At 73.0% G+C, this 18,754-nt stretch carries 22 protein-coding genes; 13 read left to right on the top strand and 9 right to left on the bottom strand.

The genetic code is table 11. From position 1 onward, the window contains the following. Positions 1-46 precede the first annotated feature (46 nt). Complete coding sequence (locus ACWFR1_RS38065) at positions 47-1,015, bottom strand: NADP-dependent oxidoreductase (RefSeq protein ID WP_453560120.1); 969 nt, start codon at positions 1,013-1,015, stop codon at positions 47-49. 70 nt (positions 1,016-1,085) lie between these two features. Here ACWFR1_RS38065 and ACWFR1_RS38060 point away from each other — a divergent pair, with 70 nt between their 5' ends. Further along, complete coding sequence (locus ACWFR1_RS38060) at positions 1,086-2,069, top strand: GlxA family transcriptional regulator (RefSeq protein WP_453560117.1); 984 nt, start codon at positions 1,086-1,088, stop codon at positions 2,067-2,069. A gap of 101 nt (positions 2,070-2,170) precedes the next feature. Here the strand turns inward: ACWFR1_RS38060 and ACWFR1_RS38055 are convergent, their stop codons facing one another. Together ACWFR1_RS38055 and ACWFR1_RS38050 are read right to left on the bottom strand one after the other, a co-directional pair. Next, the gene (locus tag ACWFR1_RS38055; RefSeq protein ID WP_453560114.1) at positions 2,171-2,563 is read right to left on the bottom strand and encodes a nuclear transport factor 2 family protein; all 393 of its coding nucleotides are present in this window, start codon (positions 2,561-2,563) and stop codon (positions 2,171-2,173) included. Between the two features lie 137 nt (positions 2,564-2,700). Next, complete coding sequence (locus ACWFR1_RS38050) at positions 2,701-3,012, bottom strand: ABC transporter substrate-binding protein (protein ID WP_453560111.1); 312 nt, start codon at positions 3,010-3,012, stop codon at positions 2,701-2,703. Between the two features lie 171 nt (positions 3,013-3,183). Between ACWFR1_RS38050 and ACWFR1_RS38045 the strand changes: the two genes are divergently transcribed. Both ACWFR1_RS38045 and ACWFR1_RS38040 read left to right on the top strand, forming a co-directional pair. After that, a complete protein-coding gene (locus tag ACWFR1_RS38045; protein WP_453560109.1) occupies positions 3,184-3,852 on the top strand; it encodes a hypothetical protein in 669 nt (222 codons plus the stop codon). Between the two features lie 122 nt (positions 3,853-3,974). Then, positions 3,975-4,586, top strand: coding sequence for a copper resistance CopC family protein (locus tag ACWFR1_RS38040; protein ID WP_453560107.1), 612 nt, complete (start codon positions 3,975-3,977; stop codon positions 4,584-4,586). Positions 4,587-4,652: 66 nt separating this feature from the next. Here ACWFR1_RS38040 and ACWFR1_RS38035 read toward each other — a convergent pair whose 3' ends face one another. Continuing rightward, complete coding sequence (locus tag ACWFR1_RS38035; RefSeq protein WP_453560104.1) at positions 4,653-5,252, bottom strand: DM13 domain-containing protein; 600 nt, start codon at positions 5,250-5,252, stop codon at positions 4,653-4,655. Positions 5,253-5,406: 154 nt separating this feature from the next. Between ACWFR1_RS38035 and ACWFR1_RS38030 the strand changes: the two genes are divergently transcribed. Beyond that, positions 5,407-6,468, top strand: coding sequence for an NAD-dependent epimerase/dehydratase family protein (locus ACWFR1_RS38030; RefSeq protein WP_453560101.1), 1,062 nt, complete (start codon positions 5,407-5,409; stop codon positions 6,466-6,468). Positions 6,469-6,661: 193 nt separating this feature from the next. Here the strand turns inward: ACWFR1_RS38030 and ACWFR1_RS38025 are convergent, their stop codons facing one another. Then, positions 6,662-7,774: a sensor histidine kinase gene (locus ACWFR1_RS38025; RefSeq protein ID WP_453560099.1), complete on the bottom strand. Its 1,113-nt coding sequence runs from the start codon at positions 7,772-7,774 to the stop codon at positions 6,662-6,664. Next, entirely contained in the window at positions 7,771-8,526 is a 756-nt protein-coding gene (locus tag ACWFR1_RS38020; protein ID WP_453560096.1) for a response regulator, read from the bottom strand. Before ACWFR1_RS38020 ends, ACWFR1_RS38025 begins: the two co-directional genes overlap by 4 nt. 135 nt (positions 8,527-8,661) lie before the next feature. On the opposite strand from ACWFR1_RS38020, the gene ACWFR1_RS38015 reads away from it, so the two are divergent. The 3 genes from ACWFR1_RS38015 to ACWFR1_RS38005 are packed head-to-tail and all read left to right on the top strand — an operon-like array spanning position 8,662 to position 10,906. Further along, on the top strand, positions 8,662-9,477 hold the full coding sequence (locus ACWFR1_RS38015; protein ID WP_453560094.1) for a glycosyltransferase family 2 protein: 816 nt from the start codon (positions 8,662-8,664) through the stop codon (positions 9,475-9,477). Further along, on the top strand, positions 9,474-10,106 hold the full coding sequence (locus tag ACWFR1_RS38010) for a TIGR04282 family arsenosugar biosynthesis glycosyltransferase (protein WP_453560091.1): 633 nt from the start codon (positions 9,474-9,476) through the stop codon (positions 10,104-10,106). Before ACWFR1_RS38015 ends, ACWFR1_RS38010 begins: the two co-directional genes overlap by 4 nt. After that, complete coding sequence (locus tag ACWFR1_RS38005) at positions 10,103-10,906, top strand: class I SAM-dependent methyltransferase (protein ID WP_453560088.1); 804 nt, start codon at positions 10,103-10,105, stop codon at positions 10,904-10,906. Before ACWFR1_RS38010 ends, ACWFR1_RS38005 begins: the two co-directional genes overlap by 4 nt. Positions 10,907-11,315: 409 nt before the next feature. Here the strand turns inward: ACWFR1_RS38005 and ACWFR1_RS38000 are convergent, their stop codons facing one another. Then, the gene (locus ACWFR1_RS38000; protein ID WP_453560086.1) at positions 11,316-12,482 is read right to left on the bottom strand and encodes a molybdopterin-dependent oxidoreductase; all 1,167 of its coding nucleotides are present in this window, start codon (positions 12,480-12,482) and stop codon (positions 11,316-11,318) included. A 113-nt stretch (positions 12,483-12,595) separates the two neighbouring features. Between ACWFR1_RS38000 and ACWFR1_RS37995 the strand changes: the two genes are divergently transcribed. Next, on the top strand, positions 12,596-14,020 hold the full coding sequence (locus ACWFR1_RS37995; RefSeq protein ID WP_453560083.1) for a glycosyltransferase 87 family protein: 1,425 nt from the start codon (positions 12,596-12,598) through the stop codon (positions 14,018-14,020). Positions 14,021-14,186: 166 nt separating this feature from the next. Here ACWFR1_RS37995 and ACWFR1_RS37990 read toward each other — a convergent pair whose 3' ends face one another. Then, positions 14,187-14,726 (bottom strand): hypothetical protein, encoded by a 540-nt coding sequence (locus ACWFR1_RS37990; RefSeq protein ID WP_453560080.1) that lies wholly within the window; start codon positions 14,724-14,726, stop codon positions 14,187-14,189. 68 nt (positions 14,727-14,794) lie between these two features. Next, complete coding sequence (locus ACWFR1_RS37985) at positions 14,795-15,565, bottom strand: MerR family transcriptional regulator (protein WP_453560078.1); 771 nt, start codon at positions 15,563-15,565, stop codon at positions 14,795-14,797. 246 nt (positions 15,566-15,811) lie between these two features. On the opposite strand from ACWFR1_RS37985, the gene ACWFR1_RS37980 reads away from it, so the two are divergent. The 5 genes from ACWFR1_RS37980 to ACWFR1_RS37960 form a co-directional block, all read left to right on the top strand. Beyond that, on the top strand, positions 15,812-17,038 hold the full coding sequence (locus ACWFR1_RS37980; RefSeq protein ID WP_453560076.1) for a serine hydrolase domain-containing protein: 1,227 nt from the start codon (positions 15,812-15,814) through the stop codon (positions 17,036-17,038). Positions 17,039-17,188: 150 nt separating this feature from the next. Next, positions 17,189-17,515, top strand: a complete 327-nt coding sequence (locus tag ACWFR1_RS37975) for a PadR family transcriptional regulator (RefSeq protein WP_453560074.1) — start codon at positions 17,189-17,191, stop codon at positions 17,513-17,515. Continuing rightward, positions 17,512-17,868, top strand: coding sequence for a DUF1048 domain-containing protein (locus tag ACWFR1_RS37970; RefSeq protein ID WP_453560073.1), 357 nt, complete (start codon positions 17,512-17,514; stop codon positions 17,866-17,868). The genes ACWFR1_RS37975 and ACWFR1_RS37970 overlap by 4 nt, the downstream gene beginning before the upstream one ends. Position 17,869: 1 nt before the next feature. Then, entirely contained in the window at positions 17,870-18,196 is a 327-nt protein-coding gene (locus tag ACWFR1_RS37965; protein ID WP_453560071.1) for a DUF1048 domain-containing protein, read from the top strand. A 235-nt stretch (positions 18,197-18,431) separates the two neighbouring features. Continuing rightward, positions 18,432-18,754: ATP-binding cassette domain-containing protein (locus tag ACWFR1_RS37960; protein WP_453560069.1), on the top strand; the 323-nt coding region annotated here is incomplete at its 3' end.

The following is an 18,754-nucleotide window of genomic DNA, read 5'->3' as shown; positions in this document are numbered from 1 at the left end:
GGCGCACGAAGCGCCGAGCCGGCCTTTCCCGCGTCACGGGCCTTCCTCAGCCCGCGACCGGCTCCCCGTCCACGACCAGGACGATCTTGCCGGTGGTGCGGTCGGTCTCGCCGAGGGCGTGGGCCTTGGCGGCGTCGGCGAGCGGGAAGACGGCCTCGACATGGGCGCGCAGCGCGCCAGAGGCGACGAGCTCGGCGACGGCGTTCATTCCGGCGTGGTCGGCCTCCACGAGGAGGGTCTCGACGCGCACTCCCCGCGCCTCGGCCTTCGCCGCCTCGTCCGGGTCGGTGCCCGGGAGGAGGGAGACGAGGACCCCGCCGGGGCGCAGGACACCGAGGGAACGGGCACGGGTGTCGCCGGAGAGCGGGTCGAGGACCATGTCGACGTCCCCGACGACCTCGGCGAAGTCGACCGAGCGGTAGTCGACCACCTCGTCCGCGCCGAGGGAGCGCACGAAGTCGTGCTTGGCGGCGCTCGCGGTGCCGATGACGTACGCGCCACGGGACTTGGCGATCTGGACGGCGAGGTGACCGACGCCGCCGGCGGCCGCGTGGACGAGGACCCGCTGCCCGGGGCCGACCTGGGCGGTGTCGACGATCGCCTGGTACGCGGTGAGCGCGGCGAGGGGCAGGGCTCCGGCCTGGACGTGGTCGACGCCGGCGGGCTTGTGGGCGAAGGCGCGGGCGGGGCCCGTCACGTACTCGGCGTGCGAGCCGACGCCGTACGGGTAGGGCAGCATCCCGAAGACCTCGTCGCCCGGCTTGAACACGGTCACGCCGTAGCCGACGGCCTCCACGACCCCGGAGACGTCCCAGCCGAGGACGAGCGGCAGCCGGTCGAGGAACAGGCCGGCGGAACGGTGCTTCCAGTCGGTCGGGTTGACGCCGGCGGCGCGGACGGCGACGAGGATCTGGTTCAGGCCCGGGTGGGGCCGCGGGACCACGACCTCCTGGAGCACCTCGGGGGTGCCGTGGACGTCCTGGCTCATGGCGCGCATGGTGCGGTGATTCGTCATGCCCCTCAGCCTGGCCGCCCGCCCCACGGCGTACCATGGCATGATTGCCATCTTTCGACAGGATTCTGCCATGGCCTCCCCGGGAAACCGCCACCGTGTCGTCGTCCTCGCCCTGGACGGGGTGTACCCCTTCGAGCTGGGGATCCCGAATCGCGTGTTCGGGGCCACGCCCGAGTTCTACGAGGTCGCGACCTGCTCGGTGGACGGCCTGCCCGTCCGTACCAACGCCGACTTCTCGGTGACCGTCGCGCACGGTCCGGAGGTGCTGCGCACGGCCGACACGGTGATCCTGCCGCCTTTCGACGTGTCCCTCCTCACCCGCGAGCTGCCACCGGAGGTCGCCGAGGCGCTCGCGTCCGTACGCCCGGGGGCCCGGCTGGTCTCCATCTGCACGGGCGCGTTCGTGCTGGCCGCGGCCGGGATGCTCGACGGGCGGCCCGCCACGACCCACTGGGCGCTCGCGGAGGTCTTCCGCTCGTGGTTCCCGGGCGTCGCGCTCGACCCGGACGTCCTCTTCGTCGACGACGGGTCCGTGCTGACCTCGGCGGGCGCCGCCTCGGGGGTGGACGTCTGCCTCCACCTCGTACGGAAGGACCACGGCGCCGCCGTCGCCAACCAAGTGGCGCGCATGTGCGTCGCACCGCCGTGGCGGGACGGCGGGCAGGCGCAGTACATCGAGCAGCCGGTTCCCGCGGCGACGGCGAACGACACCTCGGCCACCCGGCAGTGGGCGCTGGAGCGCCTGCACGAGCCGCTCACGCTGACCGAGCTGGCCGGGCACGCCCGGATGAGCCTGCGTACGTTCGCCCGGCGGTTCGACGAGGAGGTCGGCATGAGCCCGGGGCGCTGGCTGATCCAGCAGCGGGTGACCCGCGCCCGGCAGCTGCTCGAGACCACCGACCTGGCTGTGGACGACATCGCCGGGCAGGTCGGCTTCGCCACGGGCACCTCGCTGCGCCAGCATCTGCACGCCGCGATCGGCGTCACCCCGCTCGCCTATCGGCGTACCTTCCGGGGCGAGACGCGGGCGGCCACGGAGACGGCGACCGTGTGAAGCACCCGACCGCCTGACCGCCCATCAGCCGCCACACTCCCGCCTGAGTCGTCCGACTCCCCCCTAGCCGTCCGACTCCCCCTCCGCCGTGCGACTCCCCCTCAGCCGCCGGTCGCCTCGCGGGCGATCCGGTCGAACTGCGCGCCCATGGCCTCGGAGAGCGCCCGGGCCGCCGACAGGGGGCGGACCATGACGGTCAGCTCGTCGATCCTCCCCTCCTCGTCGAGGTGCAGGAAGTCGCAGCCGTGGATCCGCTTCCCACCGACGGTGGCCGTGAACACGAGGGCGTGGTCACGGCTGACGGGGTTGTCGAGCTCGCGTACGTACACGAAGTCCTCGAAGACGCGCATCACGCCGCGGAGGATCGCGGCGGTCATCGCCCGTCCCTGGTACGGCGTGAAGGCCACCGGGCTGGTGAAGACGACGTCCTCGGCGAGCATCGCCTCCAGGGCGTCCGGGTCTCGGTCCTCGACGGCCTTGCGGAACGGGTGCATGAGCCCTCCTCGCATACTCAATGAATTGAATAAGTGACTCGGAGGCTATGCCCTGAGGGGCGAGGCCGTCCAGGCCCCGCCCCTCGGTCGTGCCACTCCGCCACGCGGCCGGCTGCTTCGCCGCGCGGTCGGGTCGGCTACTTCGCCGCGTCGACCTTGAAGATCTTCGCCATGTCGTCGAGCACCAGGTCGGCTCCCTGGAGCGAGACCGAGGTCATCCAGACGGCGTCCTCGACCTCGTGGACGCTGTCCTTCTGCGCGGCGTTCAGGCGCTTCCACAGCGGGTTGGCGAGGAACTTCTTCTTGTGCTCCTCACCGCCGGAGAAGGTCGTCACGAAGATGTGGTCGGCGTCCGCCTGCCCGATCCGCTCCTCGCTGATCTCGATGTTGAACTCCTTCTGGTCCTGCTGGTTGGCAGGCCGGGCGAGTCCCATGTCGGTCAGGATCATGCCGCTCAAGGTCTTGGGCCCCCCTCGTCCGGCCCGCCCCCGGCGGTCGGTGTCCACGCGCCAGGGGCGGGCCGGTACGCTGCGATCGGCCTCTCGGGCCGCCGCCCGCCCGTACCGTTCACCCCGTCTGTACCCCCCGTCTGTACGTTCCCCCCGTCCGAAGGCCCCGACATGCCCGCCCTCCGCATCTCCCACAGCTCCCGGCCGTGGACCGAGGCGCTGCGCGGGGCGCGGGCCGGGGTGTCGGCGGCCCTGTGTGTGGTCCTGCCCCTGGCGGGACACGCCCTGTTCCCTGGGCACACCCCGCGCCTGGCGGCGCTCGCTCTGATGGCCGCGGTCGCGCTGCCCCTGTGCGTCGTGCTGACCCGGCGACGGCTCACCGACCCGCAGCTGCTGACCGCTTTCGCCGGGGCGCAGCTCGCCCACCACGTCTGCTACGTGGTTCCCGGCGCGTGCACGGCGCTCGCCGAGACGAGCGGGCCCGGGCGGCTGTCCGCCGTCGTCGAGCACGCGTCGGCGGGGCCTGGTCCTTCGGAGCTCTGGGGCGGTCACGCGATCGCCCTCCTGCTCGCCGCACGGTTGCTGGGCGTTGCCGAGTCCGTGGTCTGGCACGGCCGGCCGGTCGCGGAGTCCGCGGGGCGGATCCTGCACGCGCCGGTGCTCCTCCTGGCGTTGCCGGCCGCGTACGATCCCCGGCGCCGTCTCTCCGCCGATGTCCCTCCGCTCCGTCCGGCGTCCCTGGTCCGCCCCCACCCCGGCCGTGCCCCTCCGGCCTCGGCCCAACTCCCCCTTCGCCCGTTCCGGCCGTCGGCCGTGACCGGCTTCCGTCTCGCGGTCTGACGTCACGACGCGGGCGGACACCGGTGCCGGCCTGCCGAGTCCACCCCGTAGCCGGCCGGTCCATCCCGTCGTCGCTCCCGTCCCCGCCCGGTGCCGGGAGCCTGCAGAGAGCTGTTCCCACCATGCGCGTCATCCGCCCCCGCACCGCCCGTGCGGCGGTCCGCTCCCTTCTCGTCCCCGCGGCCGTCGTCGGCCTCCTCGCGGCCGCTTCCCCGCAGGCCACCGCCCACACCGGCCTGGACGGCTCCGATCCGGCGAACGGCGCCGTCGTCGGCTTCCTTCCCCGCACGATCACCCTCACCTTCAGCGATCCCGTGACCCGGCCGGACGCCCGGCTCACGGTCACCGGTCCCGACGGTGCCGCACTCGGGGACGGCGCCCCGACCGTTTCCGGACGCTCCGTCACTCTGAGGCTCAGGACCGCGGACGGCGGATCGGCGGGTTCCGCGAGCGGCGCCGCCACCGCCGGTGCGTACACCGTGGGGTACCGGGTCGTCGCCGCCGACGGCCATGCCGTCACGGGGACATCGGCCTTTACCGTGCGGCCCTCTGCCGGTGCGGCAGCGACCCCCTCCCCCCGCGCCTCCCTGTCCCGGTCCGCCGTGGCATCGGGTGAGCGTGCGGCCACCAGCCTCAAGGCCATCGGGATCGGTTTCGGTATCGGTCTCGTCGCCATGATCGCCGCGATGACGGTCACCGTACGCCGTCACAGGAGGCGCGCTGACGAGGCCTGACGGTCGCCGCGCGGGCGCCCGGAGGACGCGGCCGCGCGGAAGGCCGGCCACCGCGGCCGATCCTTGTCAGACGGCGAGCTGTGCCGCGCCGAAGGAGACGTCGAAGCGGTCGCACCAGATGGTCACGCTGGTGAGGCCGGCCAGGTCGGTCCCCGCGGGGACGGCGTAGTTCTGGTCCCCCTTGTTGCCCTTCAGCTTCCCCAGGCCGACGTGCCGCCCGTCGTCGAAGACGTGCCAGCCCGCCGTGCCCTCCTTCACCGGCGCGTCGGTCAGCAGGACGCGCAGGTCGGGTCCGTTGCTGGTGTCCAGGTTCTCCAGGCGCACCGTGTGCGAGCCGTCGGGCAGCCTGATGAGCTTCACCGTGCCGGTGGTCGTGTGCTCGTGGCTGATGAGCTTCCCCTCCGCCACGGTCACGGCTGCGGTCGCGGTCGCGGGACCGGCCGTCGGCGGGGGCGCGGGGGCTGACCCGGTCGCCGTCCCGCTCGTCCCCGTCGTCGTCGGCGTCGGCCCCGCCGTGGCGGCCCCGCCGGCGGACGGCAGCGCCTCGTTCACGGTCTCGTCCACCCACAGCGCCCAGGGCTTGAACCACACCAGCCCGGCGGCCACCACCGCCAGGGCCACCAGGACGGCCGCGGCCCACACCGGCTTCCTCACGACACGCCCCACGGCGTACCTCCTCTTCCTGCCCGGTCCGTTCCGGTCGTCTCGTGTCATCCCACACGATCGGTCTCGCGCGCGGAAGGTCCGGGGTGATGACGGAAGTCTTACGGCCCGGCGTGGACCGCCGCTTCGCGCGGTCCGGGTCCGTAGCGTCCTCGGCATGCGTGTACTCGTCACTGGAGGGGCCGGGTTCATCGGCTCCCACATCGTCACGGCGCTGGAGAGGGCGGGCCATGAGCCGGTCGTCCTGGACGCCCTGCTGCCCGGCGCGCACCCGACCGCCCCGGATCCGCCCGCGGCTGAGTTCGTCCGCCTCGACGTCCGGAACGCCCCGGGTGTCCGAGAGGTCCTGCGCGGGGTCGACGCCGTCTGCCACCAGGCGGCCATGGTCGGCCTGGGCAAGGACTTCGCCGACGCGCCCGCGTACGTGAGCTGCAACGACCTGGGGACGGCCGTCCTGCTCGCCGCGATGGCGGAGACCGGCGTACGGCGGCTCGTGCTCGCGGGCTCGATGGTCGTGTACGGGGAGGGGCGGTACGACTGCCCTCGCCACGGCCTCGTCCGGCCGGGGGGCCGGCGCCCCGAGGACCTCGCGGCGGGGCTCTTCGAGCCACGCTGCCCCGACTGCGGAGCGGAACTCCGCCCCGGGCTCGTGGGCGAGGACGCCCCGGCCGACCCCCGGAACGTGTACGCCACGACGAAGCTCGCCCAGGAGCACCTGGCGGCGGCCTGGGCCCGGGCCGTGGGAGGGACGGCGGCCTCGCTGCGCTACCACAACGTGTACGGCCCGGGCATGCCCCGGGACACCCCCTACGCGGGCGTGGCCTCCTTCTTCCGCTCGGCGCTCGCCCGCGGCGAGGCACCCCGCGTCTTCGAGGACGGCGGTCAGCGCCGGGACTTCGTGCACGTACGGGACGTGGCGGCGGCCAACGTCCTCGCACTGGAGGCCGCCGCGGGGCTGCCGGAGGGCGCCCTCACCGCGTACAACACCGGCACGGGGGACCCGCACACGGTGGGCGAGATGGCGACGGCGCTCGCCCTGGCCCACGGCGGCCCGGAACCGGTCGTGACCGGCGAGTTCCGGCTCGGCGACGTCCGGCACATCACGGCGGACCCGTCGCGGCTGCGCAGGGAGCTCGGCTGGCGCCCCCGGTTCGGCTTCGCCGAGGGGATGGCGGAGTTCGCCCGGGCGGGACAGCGGGCGTCGGCGGCGCTGACGTAGCCGCGGGCGGCGGCTGCGGGACGCATCGCCCTTCCCAGGAGCCGCGAATGGCCGTACGCGGCGGCGGCCGCCGGTAGCGGGGCTCGGTCTCCGTGTGGCCGCGCTCGGTCTGCGAGCAGCGGCCGGAGGCAGCTGTGCTTGGCCTGCGTGCAGCCGCAGGCAGCCGTGCTCGGCCTACGAGCAGCCGCCGTGCTCAACCCGCCGCGGCCGGCAGCGTGACCTCGAAGCGGCAGCCGCCCGGAACGTTGCGCACGTGGGCGCGGCCCGCGTGGGCCTCGACGATGCCCCGGACGATGGCGAGGCCGAGACCTGCGCCGGCCGGCGGCGTACGGGCCTCGGTGCCGCGCCAGCCGGTGTCGAAGACGCGGGGCAGATCCTCGTCGGCGATGCCGCCGCAGCCGTCGGTGACGGAGACGACGACGGCGCCGTCCCGGCGTTCGGCCGCCACGGCGACCGTGCCGTCGGCCGGCGTGTGGCGGATGGCGTTGACCAGGAGGTTGGCAAGCACCCGGGTCATCTCCTTGCCGTCCACGTCTACGGGCACCGCCTCGACCTCGTCGCCCACCAGGCGCACACCCCGCTCCCTGGCGAGCGGATCGGCACCGCTCAGGGCGTCGCCGACCAGGTCGTACACCGAGATCCGGCTCGGGCAGAGGGCGAGCGCGCCGGCGTGGATGCGGGAGAGCTCGAACAGGTCGGTGACCATGGACGTCAGGCGCTCGACCTCCGTACGGATCTGCCGGTGGTAGCGGGCGGGGTCGGCGGCCATGCCGTCCTCCAGGGCCTCCGCCATCGCCCGCAGTCCGGCCAGCGGGGTGCGCAGGTCGTGGGAGATCCACGCGACGAGTTCGCGCCGCGAGGTTTCGAGCGAGCGCTCGCGCCTTCTCGACGCGTCGAGTTTGGCGCTGGTGGCGGCCAGTTCGCGGGTGAGTGCGGCGAGTTCGGCGGTGACGGCCCCGTCGGGCGCGGAGAAGCTCCCGCCGTCGCCGAAGTCCCGCGCGGCGCGCGTGAGGGCGCGACTGCGGGCCACGACCCATCGGCCGAGGACGAGCGCGGTGGCCAGGGAGACGAAGGCCGCCATCGCGGCGACGACCGTCACCACCCACAGGTCGTGCGCCGAAAGGAACATCGCCCGGGCGACGGCGAGCGTCCCCGCGAGCATCGCGGTCACGGTGACGGCGGCCACGACGGTGAGGGAGACCACCACCGAGCGGTAGCGTACGAGCCGGAGGAGGACCGCTCCGCACAGTCCGGCGCACGCGGCACCGGCGAGGGCGAACGCGGCGATGAGCAGAACGTCCTTCACGCGAGTACCTCCCCGCCCGCCGGATCGAAGCGGTAGCCGACGCCCCAGACCGTCAGGATGAGCCGGGGCCGGGCGGGGTCGTCCTCGATCTTGGCGCGGAGTCGGCGGACGTGCACCGTGACCGTGGACAGGTCACCGAAGTCCCAGCCCCACACGCGCCGCATCAGGTCCTCCCTGCTGTGCACCGCGCCGGGATGCGCGAGGAAGTGTGTCAGCAGATCGAACTCCCTGAGCGTGAGCGCGAGTTCGCTGCCGGCTCGGGTGGCTCTGCGGGTCGCGATGTCGATGGTGAGGTCACCGGCGCGGAGCACGGGCGGGGCGGTGGCCGTAACAGCGGCTGCCCTGGCCGCCGCGGCCGCCGACGCCCGGGTGCGCCGCAGTACGGACCCGACGCGCAGCACCAGTTCGCGCGGGCTGAAAGGCTTGGTCACGTAGTCGTCCGCGCCGACCTCCAGGCCGGTGATCCGGTCCTCCTCGTCGCCCCGCGCGGTCAGCATGATCACCGGTACGGGACCGGCGGCGCGGAGCCTGCGGCACACCTCGACACCGTCGATACCGGGCAGCATCAGGTCGAGGACCACCAGCTCGGGCCGGTGCTCCCCGGCCTTCCGCAGGGCGTCCGGGCCGTCGACCGCGTGCACCACGTCGAATCCGGCCCCTTCCAGGTATCCGGTGACGACCTCGGCGACCGTCGGGTCGTCGTCCACCACCAGGATCCGGGCCAGCCCGGGCAGGTCGCTGCGTTCGTTCATGCCGCACAGCCTCGCATCCGTCCGTGCGAGGCGGCCACGGCCACCCGGGCGGTCATGGGCCGACGTCCGCGTTTCGTAAGGACTTCCACGCCCCCGAACCGCTCCGTGATTCCTACGGTGAGACGTGTGATCCCCATGACCGTAGATGTCGTCCTTCCCTGTCTCGACGAAGCCGAGGCCCTGCCCTGGGTGCTGGCGCGTGTCCCGGCCGGCTGGCGGCCGATCGTCGTCGACAACGGCTCCACCGACGGCTCGGCCGGCATCGCCGTCGGGCTCGGCGCCACCGTCGTCCACGAGGCCCGGCGGGGCTTCGGCGCCGCCTGCCATGCCGGACTGCTCGCCTCCGACGCCGAGTTCGTCTGCTTCTGCGACTGCGACGCCTCGCTCGACCCGGGCCTGCTCTCCGGACTCGTCGGCGCCGTGGCCGACGGCACGGCCGACCTCGTCCTGGGCCGCCGTCGTCCCACCGGGCGCGGCGCCTGGCCGGCCCACGCCCGCGCGGGCAACCTCGCCCTGTCCCGGCTGCTGCGGCGCCGCACGGGGCTGCGGCTGCGCGACCTCGGCCCGATGCGCGCGGCCCGCCGCGAGGCGCTCCTGTCGTTGGGGCTGACGGACCGCCGCAGTGGCTATCCGCTGCAGATGGTCGTCCGGGCCGCCGACGCGGGCTGGCGCGTACGCGAGGTCGATGTGCCGTACCTGCCGCGTACGGGGCGGTCCAAGGTCACCGGCACATGGAAGGGCACGTGGCAGGCGGTCCAGGACATGCGGCGGGTTCTCGACGAACCGGCGGTCACCGGACCCGTACGCGACGAACCGACGCCCATCACGGCCGTACGCAACGAGCAGGCGCCCACCACGGTCCTACCCGGCGAACCGACGCCCACCACGGCCGTACCCGCCGATCCGGGACTCGACCGCTCGCTGCCCGCCGTTGGAGGTGAGCGCGCGTGACCACGCTCCTCGTCATCGCCAAGGAGCCGCTTCCCGGCCGGGTCAAGACCCGCCTCACCCCCCCGTTCGCGCCGGCCGAGGCGGCCCGCCTCGCCGAGGCTGCCCTCGCCGACACGCTCGACGCCTCCCTCCGGCTCCCGGCCGACCGGCACGTCCTGGTCCTCGACGGGGAACCGGGGCCCTGGCTGCCTCCGGGGTTCGCCGTCGTCCCCCAAGTGCCGGGCGGTCTCGACGTACGGCTCGCCGCCGCGTTCGCCGCGTGCCGGGGGCCCGCGCTACTCATCGGCATGGACACGCCTCAGGTCACCCCCGCCCTGCTGGCACCGGCCCTGCGCTGGGACGCGCACGACGCGTGGTTCGGGGCGGCGGCCGACGGCGGCTTCTGGGCCCTGGGCCTCGCCTCTCCCGACCCCGCGCTCCTGCTCGGTGTCCCCATGTCGCGGCCCGACACCGGTGCCTTCCAGTACGCACGGCTGCTCGCGGCCGGACTGCGGGTCGGAGCCCTGCCCGTCCTGCGGGACGTGGACACCGCCGAGGACGCCCGCGAGGTGGCGGCGGAGGCACCGGAGAGCCGATTCGCCGCCGTGCACGCCGCGCTGACCTCGACGGTGGCCGGGGTCGGCAGGTGACGGCGACGACGGCCTGGCGCTCCGACCCGTACACCGACGCCCTGCGCACGGGGCACGGCCCGCTCTTCCTCCGCCGCGACGACGGGTGGCTCCTGCCCCTGGAGGTGGAACGGTGGTGCGAGGCCCCGGACGGCGCCGACCGGTCCGTCCTCGCACGCTGCCACGGCCCCGTCCTCGACATCGGCTGCGGACCCGGACGGCTCGTCGCCGCGCTCGCCGCGGAGGGGCGGCGCGCGCTGGGCATCGACATCAGCCCGGAGGCGGTGGCCCGCACCGTACGGCTCGGCGGGACGGCCCTGTGCCGGTCGGTCTTCGACGACCTGCCCGCGGAGGGCCGTTGGGACACCGCCCTCCTGATCGACGGCAACATCGGCATCGGCGGCGACCCGGCCGCCCTGCTGCGGCGGCTGCGCCGGGTCGTCTCCCGCCACGGCCGCGTCATCACCGAGTGCGCGCCGGTGGACGTGGACGAGCGGTGCGACGTACGGGTCGACGACGGCCGGGGTGGCCTGGACGACCGGGAGGGCGGAGGCGGTCGGGGGCCGTCGTTCCCCTGGGCCCGCGTGGGCGCCCGCGCCCTGACCCGGCACGCCGCGAGGGCGGGCTGGACCGAGTCCGGGACATGGACCGAAGCGGGCCGCGAGTTCATGCTGCTGACACGTCAGCCGCCGTCGGAGCTCGCGGAGTTCCCGGAGTCCGGGGAGTTCCCGGAGTCCGGGGAGTTTCCGGCCTCCGGGGAGTTTCCCGAGTTCCCCGCGCTCCCTGGACGTCCCACGGTGCCGGCGGGGCGGACCCGCTGAGACCGTCCTGCCCGCCGACCGCGCTCCCGCCACCACCGTAGGAGGACGAGCGCACCGCTGACCGCGGCCACCGCCGCCAGGACGATCGCCAGGTTGCGTCCGTAGGGCAGGGGAAGCGCCGACGGGTTGGGCGGCTCCCCCGGTCGTACGAGCAGGGGAAGCGTCACCAGGACCACGCCTCCCGCGGTGATCAGCGCGCCCCGCAGGACACCTCGGGCGGGGCGCACGGCGAGGAGGAGCCCGACGGCGAGGACGAGGGGCGCGATGATCCCGTCATGCAGGAGGACCGCTCCGGCCAGCCACACCACCACGTCGAGCGGATCCGGTTGGTCCACCACCCGCCATGCGCCGACGCCGATCAGGACGAGTCCGGCGGCTCCGACCGCGTACCGCAGCACGCTCACCGTTCTCACAGCACCTCCATCCGCTGCACCCATTTGGTCTGCAGGACTCCGGGGCGGTTGGGGGCGATGATCCGCGCGGGGGAGCCGTGGTCGAGGGAGAGCCGCTGCCCGTTGAGGGTGAGCGCGAGGAGGGTGAGCGGGTCGTCCGCGTACGCGGCGCCCATCTCCATCACCCGGTAGGAACCGCTCACTTCGAGCGAGGTGATCCGCAGGGCGGCCGTCCCCGGCCGGCCACCGGCCCGCTCGACGAGGTCGCGCACCCGTACCCCGACCCAGTCCGCCTCGACGCTCCACCCCTCGACACAGGCGATGGGCAGCCGGGCCCTGGCCTGGGGCATCGCCCGCAGGTCGGCGAGCGTGAGCGCGTACGGGCGGGGTCCCGCCACCTCCAGCCGCCACTCCCGCAGGCCGTCCGCCGACACGCCGGCCGCCGCGGCCGTCCGGTTCACCGGCAGCCCCTGCGGCCCGTGGTCGGGGTGGCGGGGCGCCAGCAGATCGAGCGCTTTCAGCGGGGTGGCGGACTGTCCGACCGTCGTCACCGTCACCACCCCGACGGCCGCGCCCATGTCGAGCAGCAGTGAGCGGCGGTCGACCGCGTCCTCGGCGGGGAGCGCGAGCGTTCCCGTCGAGCGGCGGCTCCAATGGGACGTGATCTCAGGGGCCTTGACCGCCACGTGCAGGAGGATCGAGCCGAACGCGATCCAGGCGACGGCGAAGTGCACGGGGACGAAGGAGAACGGCCAGGGGTACCACTCTGCGATGTTGAGCAGCCCCGTCAGGACCTGGAAGACGGCCGCGGCCACCAGAAGGCCGACGGACAGCCGCTCCATGGCGTGGCGCATGGAGCGGATCGGCGGCCACATGTAGAGCCGTGGATACACCGCCCACAGCTTGACCAGGAGCAGCACGATCGCGGCGAGGCCGGTGGCGACGTGCAGCCCTTGGGTGAGCCGGTAGCCCCAGGTCGGCCGGGCCGGCAGGTGGTCGGCGAGCCAGTCCGGCGGCTGCTGGAGGTAGTGGCTGATCAGTCCTGTCACGAAGCAGACGGCGAACGCCAGGCCGAGCCAGCGGCCGACGGCGGTCGCCGTCCGGGCGTCGTGGAGACGACCGTGGAAGGCCGGCGGCCGGAGCGCGGGGAACGGGAGCCGCCACCTGGGCATGCGGGAGGTCATGGCGTCCATGACACCGTCACGAGGGCCGCCGTGGCGGGTTCGACACCTTACGGAACCCGAACGCCTCGACGGGCCGCCCGCCTCCGGGCGGTCACCGCTGCCAGGCTGCGTCCATGACTCCCGCCCGACCGGTCTTCGTCACCGCGCTGCTGCTCGCGGCACTGACGACCGCCGTCTCCCTCACCCTGGTGCTCTCCGACGACGCTCCCCGGACCGGCTTCCTGGCCTGGTACGCCGTCGGCTGGGCCGTCTTCGCGGTGGCCGTCCTGGCCCTGCGCCGCGTCCCGGCCCGGGCGGTCGTCCCGCTGGTCCTCGCGGGGGCGGTCGCGGTCACCGCCACGGGTCTGCTCGCGCCCCCTCGGACCAGCACGGACTCCTACCGCTACGTGTGGGACGGCCGGGTACAGGCGGCGGGCATCTCGCCGTACGACCACGCGCCCGCCGATCCGGCCATCGCCGGACTGCGGGACGCGTGGCTCTTCCCCGAGGCGGGCGCGTGCGCGCGGCCGGCCGACGACGCCACCCTCGTCCTGCCCCTCGCTCCGCTCGCCGACGGCCGCTGCACCCGGATCAACCGGCCCGGCGTGCACACCGTCTACCCGCCGGCGGCGGAGGGCTGGTTCCTCCTCGTCCACGCCCTCTCGCCCGAGGGCGTCAGGCACAAGGCGCTCCAGGTCGGCGGCGGCCTGCTCGCCCTGGCCGTCACGGGTCTTCTGGTGGCCGTGGCGCGCCGCCGCGGCGATCCCCGGCGGGCCGCCCTCTGGGCCTGGTGCCCGGCCGTCCCCGTCGAGGCCGTCAACAACGCCCATGTCGACGTCCTGGCCGTCCTGTTCTCGGTCGCGGCGCTGTGCGTGGTGGCGCGGCGGAGGGTGGCGGGCGGGGTCCTGCTCGGTCTGGCGATCGCCGCCAAGCTGTTGCCCGCCGTCCTCCTCGTGGGCGCGCTGTCCGGCGTACGACGCCCCCTCAGGGCGCTGGCGGTGCTGGGGTCGGCGGTGGCGACCGTCGCGCTGCTGTATCTGCCGTACGTCCTGCTCTCGGAGCGGTCCGTGCTCGGGTACCTGGCCGGATACGCGGACGAGGAGGGCTACGACAACCCGGGGGCGGGCGGCCGTTACGTCCTGCTCCGGCTCGTCCTCCCCGACGCGTGGGCGCTCCCGGCCGCGTTGCTCGGCCTGGCGGCCGTCGCGCTGTGGGTCGTGGTGCGGGGCGATCCCGAACGCCCTTGGCGCGGAGCTCTGTTGACCACCGGGACGGCCTTCCTCCTCCTGACGCCGGGCTACTCCTGGTACGCCCTCCTCCTCGTCGCTCTGGTCGCCCTCGACGACCGGGGGGAATGGCTGGGCGTCGCCCTCGCCGGAGCCGTGGCCTACCTCGTGGGCGGTACCGCCGCGGCAGCCGCCTACGGCGTGGCCGCGGTGGCGGTGGCGGCAGCCGCCTGGCTCCGCGCCCTCGACCGCCACGGCCCTCGCCCGCCCTCTCTTGACTGCGCCGTCACCGCCGCGCCGTCCCGGCACGCCGAGGCATCGCCTCGCTCCTGACGGGGGCCTGACGGGGCGGAGAACGGGGAGGGCGGTGGCCCCGCGCCGTGCGAAGTACGCGGGGCCACCCGGGGCACACCCAGAGGGGCGTTACCGCGACCGTACGACGCCATCGGGTGCCGCGCGCGCCGAACTCTCCGGCTTCGCCCGCCCCGCGAACGGGATGTCAGGGCGTGGCGGGGGTCCGCACAGTGTCAACGCAGGTGCTTTCCGGTAGGTACGCGTCGGCGACGGCGGCGGTCCACCGGTCGTCGCCGGCCGGGAGTTCGGCGGCTTCCGAGCCCCAGACCCACCGGCCGCCCTCCTCGGTGGTGTCGAGGACGGCGACGGCGTAGCGTCCGTCCTCGGTGAGGGGCGCGTAGAGCGGCTCGCGGGTCGTGAACGTTCCGGCGTTGCTCCGGACGACGGACTGGGCGACGGACAAGGTGCCGGAGGCGGTGCCCTTGAGGGTCTTCTCGATGCGCAGGGTGCTGACGGCTACGCCGGCGTGCGGGTCGGAGGCGTCGGGGACGTAGCGGGCGGGGCCGGTGACCGTGCCGATGACGACCGTGGACGCGTAGGCGGCGATGTACTCGGGCTCGTCCGTCGGCGGCACGCATACGGCGGAGGTCGTCGCGTTGCCGTCGGAGCCCAGGACGTAGTACGCCGTTCCGGAGAGCCCGAGGGCGGCGGCCGCGGCGGCCGCGATCCAGATGTGCTTCACCATGTCAGCCCCGGAGCTTGCGGTAGTCGGACTTGTCTACGGCCGGCGGGCCGGTGACGGGCGGGCCGGCGTCACTGATGCGGAACGGCGATGCCGGCTGCGCGCAGGTTCGCCTCGATCAGGGTGTTCAGCCGGGCGATGGACGGTGCCTCCCGGTGGTGGTTGACCATTTCGTAGCGGGAGGCGGCGTCAGGCTGGTTCTGAAACCCGGTCGGCATCGACAGCAGCGCGCGGTCGGCCAGCAGCTTGGACGCCAGCTTGGACGCCAGTTCGTCGATCCGCGGGTCGTCCGGATCCCAGGACCTGGCATCCCAACCGCGCTTGGTCAGCTCGACGGACTCGGGATCGTCAAGCGAGTGTTCGAGCCGGTTCAGGAAGCTGTCGAAGATCTCCGGAACCAACGCCCGGGCCAGCACCAGAGCCTCCCGTTGACCGGCCACGTAGTCGGGACAGAAGCCGAGTTCGGCGAGTCGGTCCAGGACCGCGCAGGCCCGGTCGGGCAGCAGGGCCCGGTCGCCGTGGTCGAGACGGTGCAGCCTGTCGCGGCGCGCGATCAGGTCGTCGATCCGTTCGGTGAGCTGGTGATGGACGTCGTCGAGGGTGGCGGCGAACGTCTCGGGGTCGGCGTCGAGCAGGTCGCCGATCTCGGCCAGCGGCACGCCGGCCGCGGCCAGGGTCCGGACCTGCACCAGCCGGAACAGCTCGCCCGATCGGTAGCGGCGGTAGCCGGAACCGTCACGCTCCGGCTCCGTGACCAGGCCGAGCCGGTGATAGTGCCGCACGGTCTTGATCGTGACACCGACGAACGCCGCCGCCTGACCGATCGTGAGCCCACCCGCCATCAGCTCGGCACACCTCCAGGTCGTGGACGGCTGCGGTCTCGCGAACCGCGTCGGCGACAGCCGGAAAGTCCGGACGATCACAGGGGCGAGGATAACGCGCACCGGTCACCGGTCACCCCTTGATCCCGGCAGGGGGTTGACCTTGACCTTGGGTCAAGGCCGCACGCTCTTCACATGGCCGCTCGAAAGGGCCAGGCAGCCACCAGGGCCGCCGTGAGAACTCACACTGTGAACGGGAGATTCATCATGGGAACAAGCGACAGCGGCTTCTCCGACGCAGGGCTGCGCCGACTGCGCGAGGCGCTGGCACGGCATGTCGAGTCCAAGAAGATTCCCGGCCTCGTCGCCCTGGTCAGCCGCGGCGGCCGGACGCACGTCGAGGCGATCGGGACGATGCGTCAAGACGGTGGCTCGCCGATGCGCCGGGACACGATCTTCCGGATGGCGTCCACGTCCAAGCCGGTCACGATGGCGGCGGCGATGATCCTGCTCGACGAATGCCGGCTGCGGCTGGACGACCCGGTGGATCCGTGGCTGCCCGAACTCGCCGACCGGCAGGTGCTCAAGCTCCCCGACGGGCCGCTGGACGACACCGTGCCGGCCCACCGGCCGATCACCGTACGGGACCTGTTGACGTCGACGTTCGGGCTCGGAGTCGACTTCGACTCGATGGCTTCCCCGATCAGGGCCGCGACCTTCGAGCGTCTCGACTACAGCGTGGCCTCCGGGCCGGCGCCCGAGGCGGACGAGTGGATGCGCCGCCTCGGCGAGCTGCCGCTGCAGTACCAGCCCGGAGTGCGGTGGCAGTACGACCTCAGCAACGAGGTGGTCGGCGTACTTGCCTCCAGGGTCACGGGACAGTCGCTGGAGGCGTTCCTGCGCGAGCGCGTCCTCGACCCGCTGGGGATGAAGGACACCGCCTTCCACGTGCCCGCCGACAAGATCGACCGGCTGCCGCCCCTGTACGGGCCCGACCCGCAGACCGGGGAGTTCGTGGTGTGGGACGAGGCGGCAGGGGGACGGTTCAGCACGCCTCCCGCGTTCCAGGGCGCCGGCGGCGGCCTGGCATCCACCGTCGATGACTACCACGCCTACTTCCGGATGCTGCTGAATCACGGCATGCACGGGAGTGAACGGATCCTGTCCCGGGCGGCTGTGGAGCTGATGACCACCAACCGTCTCTCCTCCGGCCAGCTGGCGGCCCGAGAGACGATGCTCAGCAAGGCCGCCCACCTGTCGTCCGGCCAGGGTTCGAGCGGCGGCTGGGGCTTCGGCATGACGGTGCGCACACATCGCGGCGACTACGCGCCCATCGGCCAGTTCGGCTGGTTCGGCGGCACCGGCACCACCGCGTACGCGGACAGGACGAACCAGCTCACGGGAGTCCTGCTGACCCAGGTCGGACTGTCCACCCCGGATTCGCCGCGCGCCATGAACGACTTCTGGACCACGCTCTACCAGGCCATCGACTGACAACGAGCTCGCTGGAACCTGCCGAGCGGCGCGTCCTCTCCCCCAGTTCTCGGCACTCGGTACTCGGTACTACCGGATAGCAGTACCTAGTGCTACCGTATAGTGGTACTCGGCACTACGGAGTACCACGAGGGCCGAGGAGGGCTCGCGATGGACGACCTGACGGAGATGTTGAAGGGCACGCTCGAAGGGTGCGTGCTCGAAATCATCAGCAGCGAGGAAACCTACGGGTACGCCATCACCCGCCGGCTGAACGAGCTCGGCTTCGCCGACGTCGTCGAAGGGACGGTGTACACCATCCTGCTGCGACTGGAGAGGAACAAACTCGTCCAGGTGACGAAACGGCCGTCCGGCGTCGGTCCGCCGCGCAAGTTCTACGCGCTCAACGACGCCGGACGCGAGGAACTCGCGAAGTTCTGGACGAAATGGCAGTACGTCTCATCACGCATCGAAAGGCTCAAGGAGGGCGGGAGATGAACTTCTGGGAGACCATCACAGGCAGCGATCTCACCAGGGACTGGAAGGCGTTCGAAGCCCGGGCCCAGGCCCTGCCGGACGACTACCGGGCCGCGTGGGAACAGATCAAGGGCCACCTCCTCCCCCACGGGGACTTCACCGGCCGCAACCTGATGCCGATCCTCGACTCCGCCCTGGGGCTGCTCGAAGAAACGGCGGCGGACGGGCAGAGCGTCCACGAGGTGCTCGGCGACGACGTCCGAGGCTTCTGCACGGCGCTGGCCGGTGGAGAAGGGGCTCGAACCTACCGCGACCGGTGGCGCGAGCAGTTGAACAGGAACGTCGCCAGGAAACTGAGCCGGCTGGGAGGCTGACGTGGGCATCCAGGACATCATCGAGGGCAAGAAGCAGTGGCGGGCCCACACGGCTCGGGTCAAGGCGCTGCCGCCGGACTACCAGATCGTCTACAAGGAGATGCAGAAGTACCTGTTCAAGGTCGGACCGGTCGACCTCTCCGACGGGCCCCTGCTCCCCGAGATCGTCGACTTCTTCCAGGAAGGCGTGGCGGCGGGCAAGGGGGTCCTGGAACTCCTCGGCAGCGACGTCGCCGCGTTCTGCGACGACCTGATCAAGGACTCCCGCACCTATGCGGACGTCTACCAGGAGTCCCTCAGCGGGAACCCCGGTACGACAGAGCAGTAACACCCGCTGCCTCATGCCAGCGGGCGTAGCCCACACGCACTGTTCGTTCACCTCGGCGCGGCACCAACAGACGCGAGCCGGCCGGGCACCGAAAGCCGCCGTCGCAGATCCTGTCCGCCGAGGTGTTCGAGCAGGCCGGCGATACCCGGTCTCCAGTCCCGCCCCTGCGCCCGGCGGGCAGATCTCCGGCGGCGGCTTCAGCCTCCGAAAGGAAGCCATCGTGGCTCAATCTGTCATGCCCACATCCAGGCAGGGCGACGGTCACCCGTCGCCGACCGCCGTCTCCGCCGTCGGGCTCCGCAAGTCCTACGGCGAGAAGGTCGTCCTCGACGGTATCGATCTGCACATCCCGGCCGGGTCCGTGTTCGCGCTGCTCGGACCGAACGGCGCCGGCAAGACCACCGCCGTCAAGATCCTCTCCACCCTCATCACCGCCGACGCCGGTGACCTGCACGTCGGCGGGCACGACCTCGCCGCCGACCCGCAGGCCGTCCGCGCCGCGATCGGCGTCACCGGCCAGTTCTCCGCCGTCGACGGCCTGATCACCGGCGAGGAGAA

This window comes from Streptomyces sp. NPDC055103, from assembly GCF_053607625.1.
This window is presented reverse-complemented; position numbering and strand designations above follow the sequence as displayed.

Coding starts and splice junctions, on each gene's coding strand:
- ACWFR1_RS38060 (WP_453560117.1), top strand. CDS start 1,086: ATGGCCTCCCCGGGAAACCGCCACCGTGTCGTCGTCCTCGCCCTGGAC.
- ACWFR1_RS37985 (WP_453560078.1), bottom strand. CDS start 15,565: ATGGCGGGTGGGCTCACGATCGGTCAGGCGGCGGCGTTCGTCGGTGTC.
- ACWFR1_RS38020 (WP_453560096.1), bottom strand. CDS start 8,526: ATGAACGAACGCAGCGACCTGCCCGGGCTGGCCCGGATCCTGGTGGTG.
- ACWFR1_RS37990 (WP_453560080.1), bottom strand. CDS start 14,726: ATGGTGAAGCACATCTGGATCGCGGCCGCCGCGGCCGCCGCCCTCGGG.
- ACWFR1_RS38050 (WP_453560111.1), bottom strand. CDS start 3,012: ATGATCCTGACCGACATGGGACTCGCCCGGCCTGCCAACCAGCAGGAC.
- ACWFR1_RS37980 (WP_453560076.1), top strand. CDS start 15,812: ATGGGAACAAGCGACAGCGGCTTCTCCGACGCAGGGCTGCGCCGACTG.
- ACWFR1_RS38055 (WP_453560114.1), bottom strand. CDS start 2,563: ATGCACCCGTTCCGCAAGGCCGTCGAGGACCGAGACCCGGACGCCCTG.
- ACWFR1_RS37970 (WP_453560073.1), top strand. CDS start 17,512: ATGAACTTCTGGGAGACCATCACAGGCAGCGATCTCACCAGGGACTGG.
- ACWFR1_RS37995 (WP_453560083.1), top strand. CDS start 12,596: ATGACTCCCGCCCGACCGGTCTTCGTCACCGCGCTGCTGCTCGCGGCA.
- ACWFR1_RS37975 (WP_453560074.1), top strand. CDS start 17,189: ATGGACGACCTGACGGAGATGTTGAAGGGCACGCTCGAAGGGTGCGTG.
- ACWFR1_RS38040 (WP_453560107.1), top strand. CDS start 3,975: ATGCGCGTCATCCGCCCCCGCACCGCCCGTGCGGCGGTCCGCTCCCTT.
- ACWFR1_RS38030 (WP_453560101.1), top strand. CDS start 5,407: ATGCGTGTACTCGTCACTGGAGGGGCCGGGTTCATCGGCTCCCACATC.
- ACWFR1_RS38015 (WP_453560094.1), top strand. CDS start 8,662: ATGACCGTAGATGTCGTCCTTCCCTGTCTCGACGAAGCCGAGGCCCTG.
- ACWFR1_RS38000 (WP_453560086.1), bottom strand. CDS start 12,482: ATGACCTCCCGCATGCCCAGGTGGCGGCTCCCGTTCCCCGCGCTCCGG.
- ACWFR1_RS38045 (WP_453560109.1), top strand. CDS start 3,184: ATGCCCGCCCTCCGCATCTCCCACAGCTCCCGGCCGTGGACCGAGGCG.
- ACWFR1_RS38065 (WP_453560120.1), bottom strand. CDS start 1,015: ATGACGAATCACCGCACCATGCGCGCCATGAGCCAGGACGTCCACGGC.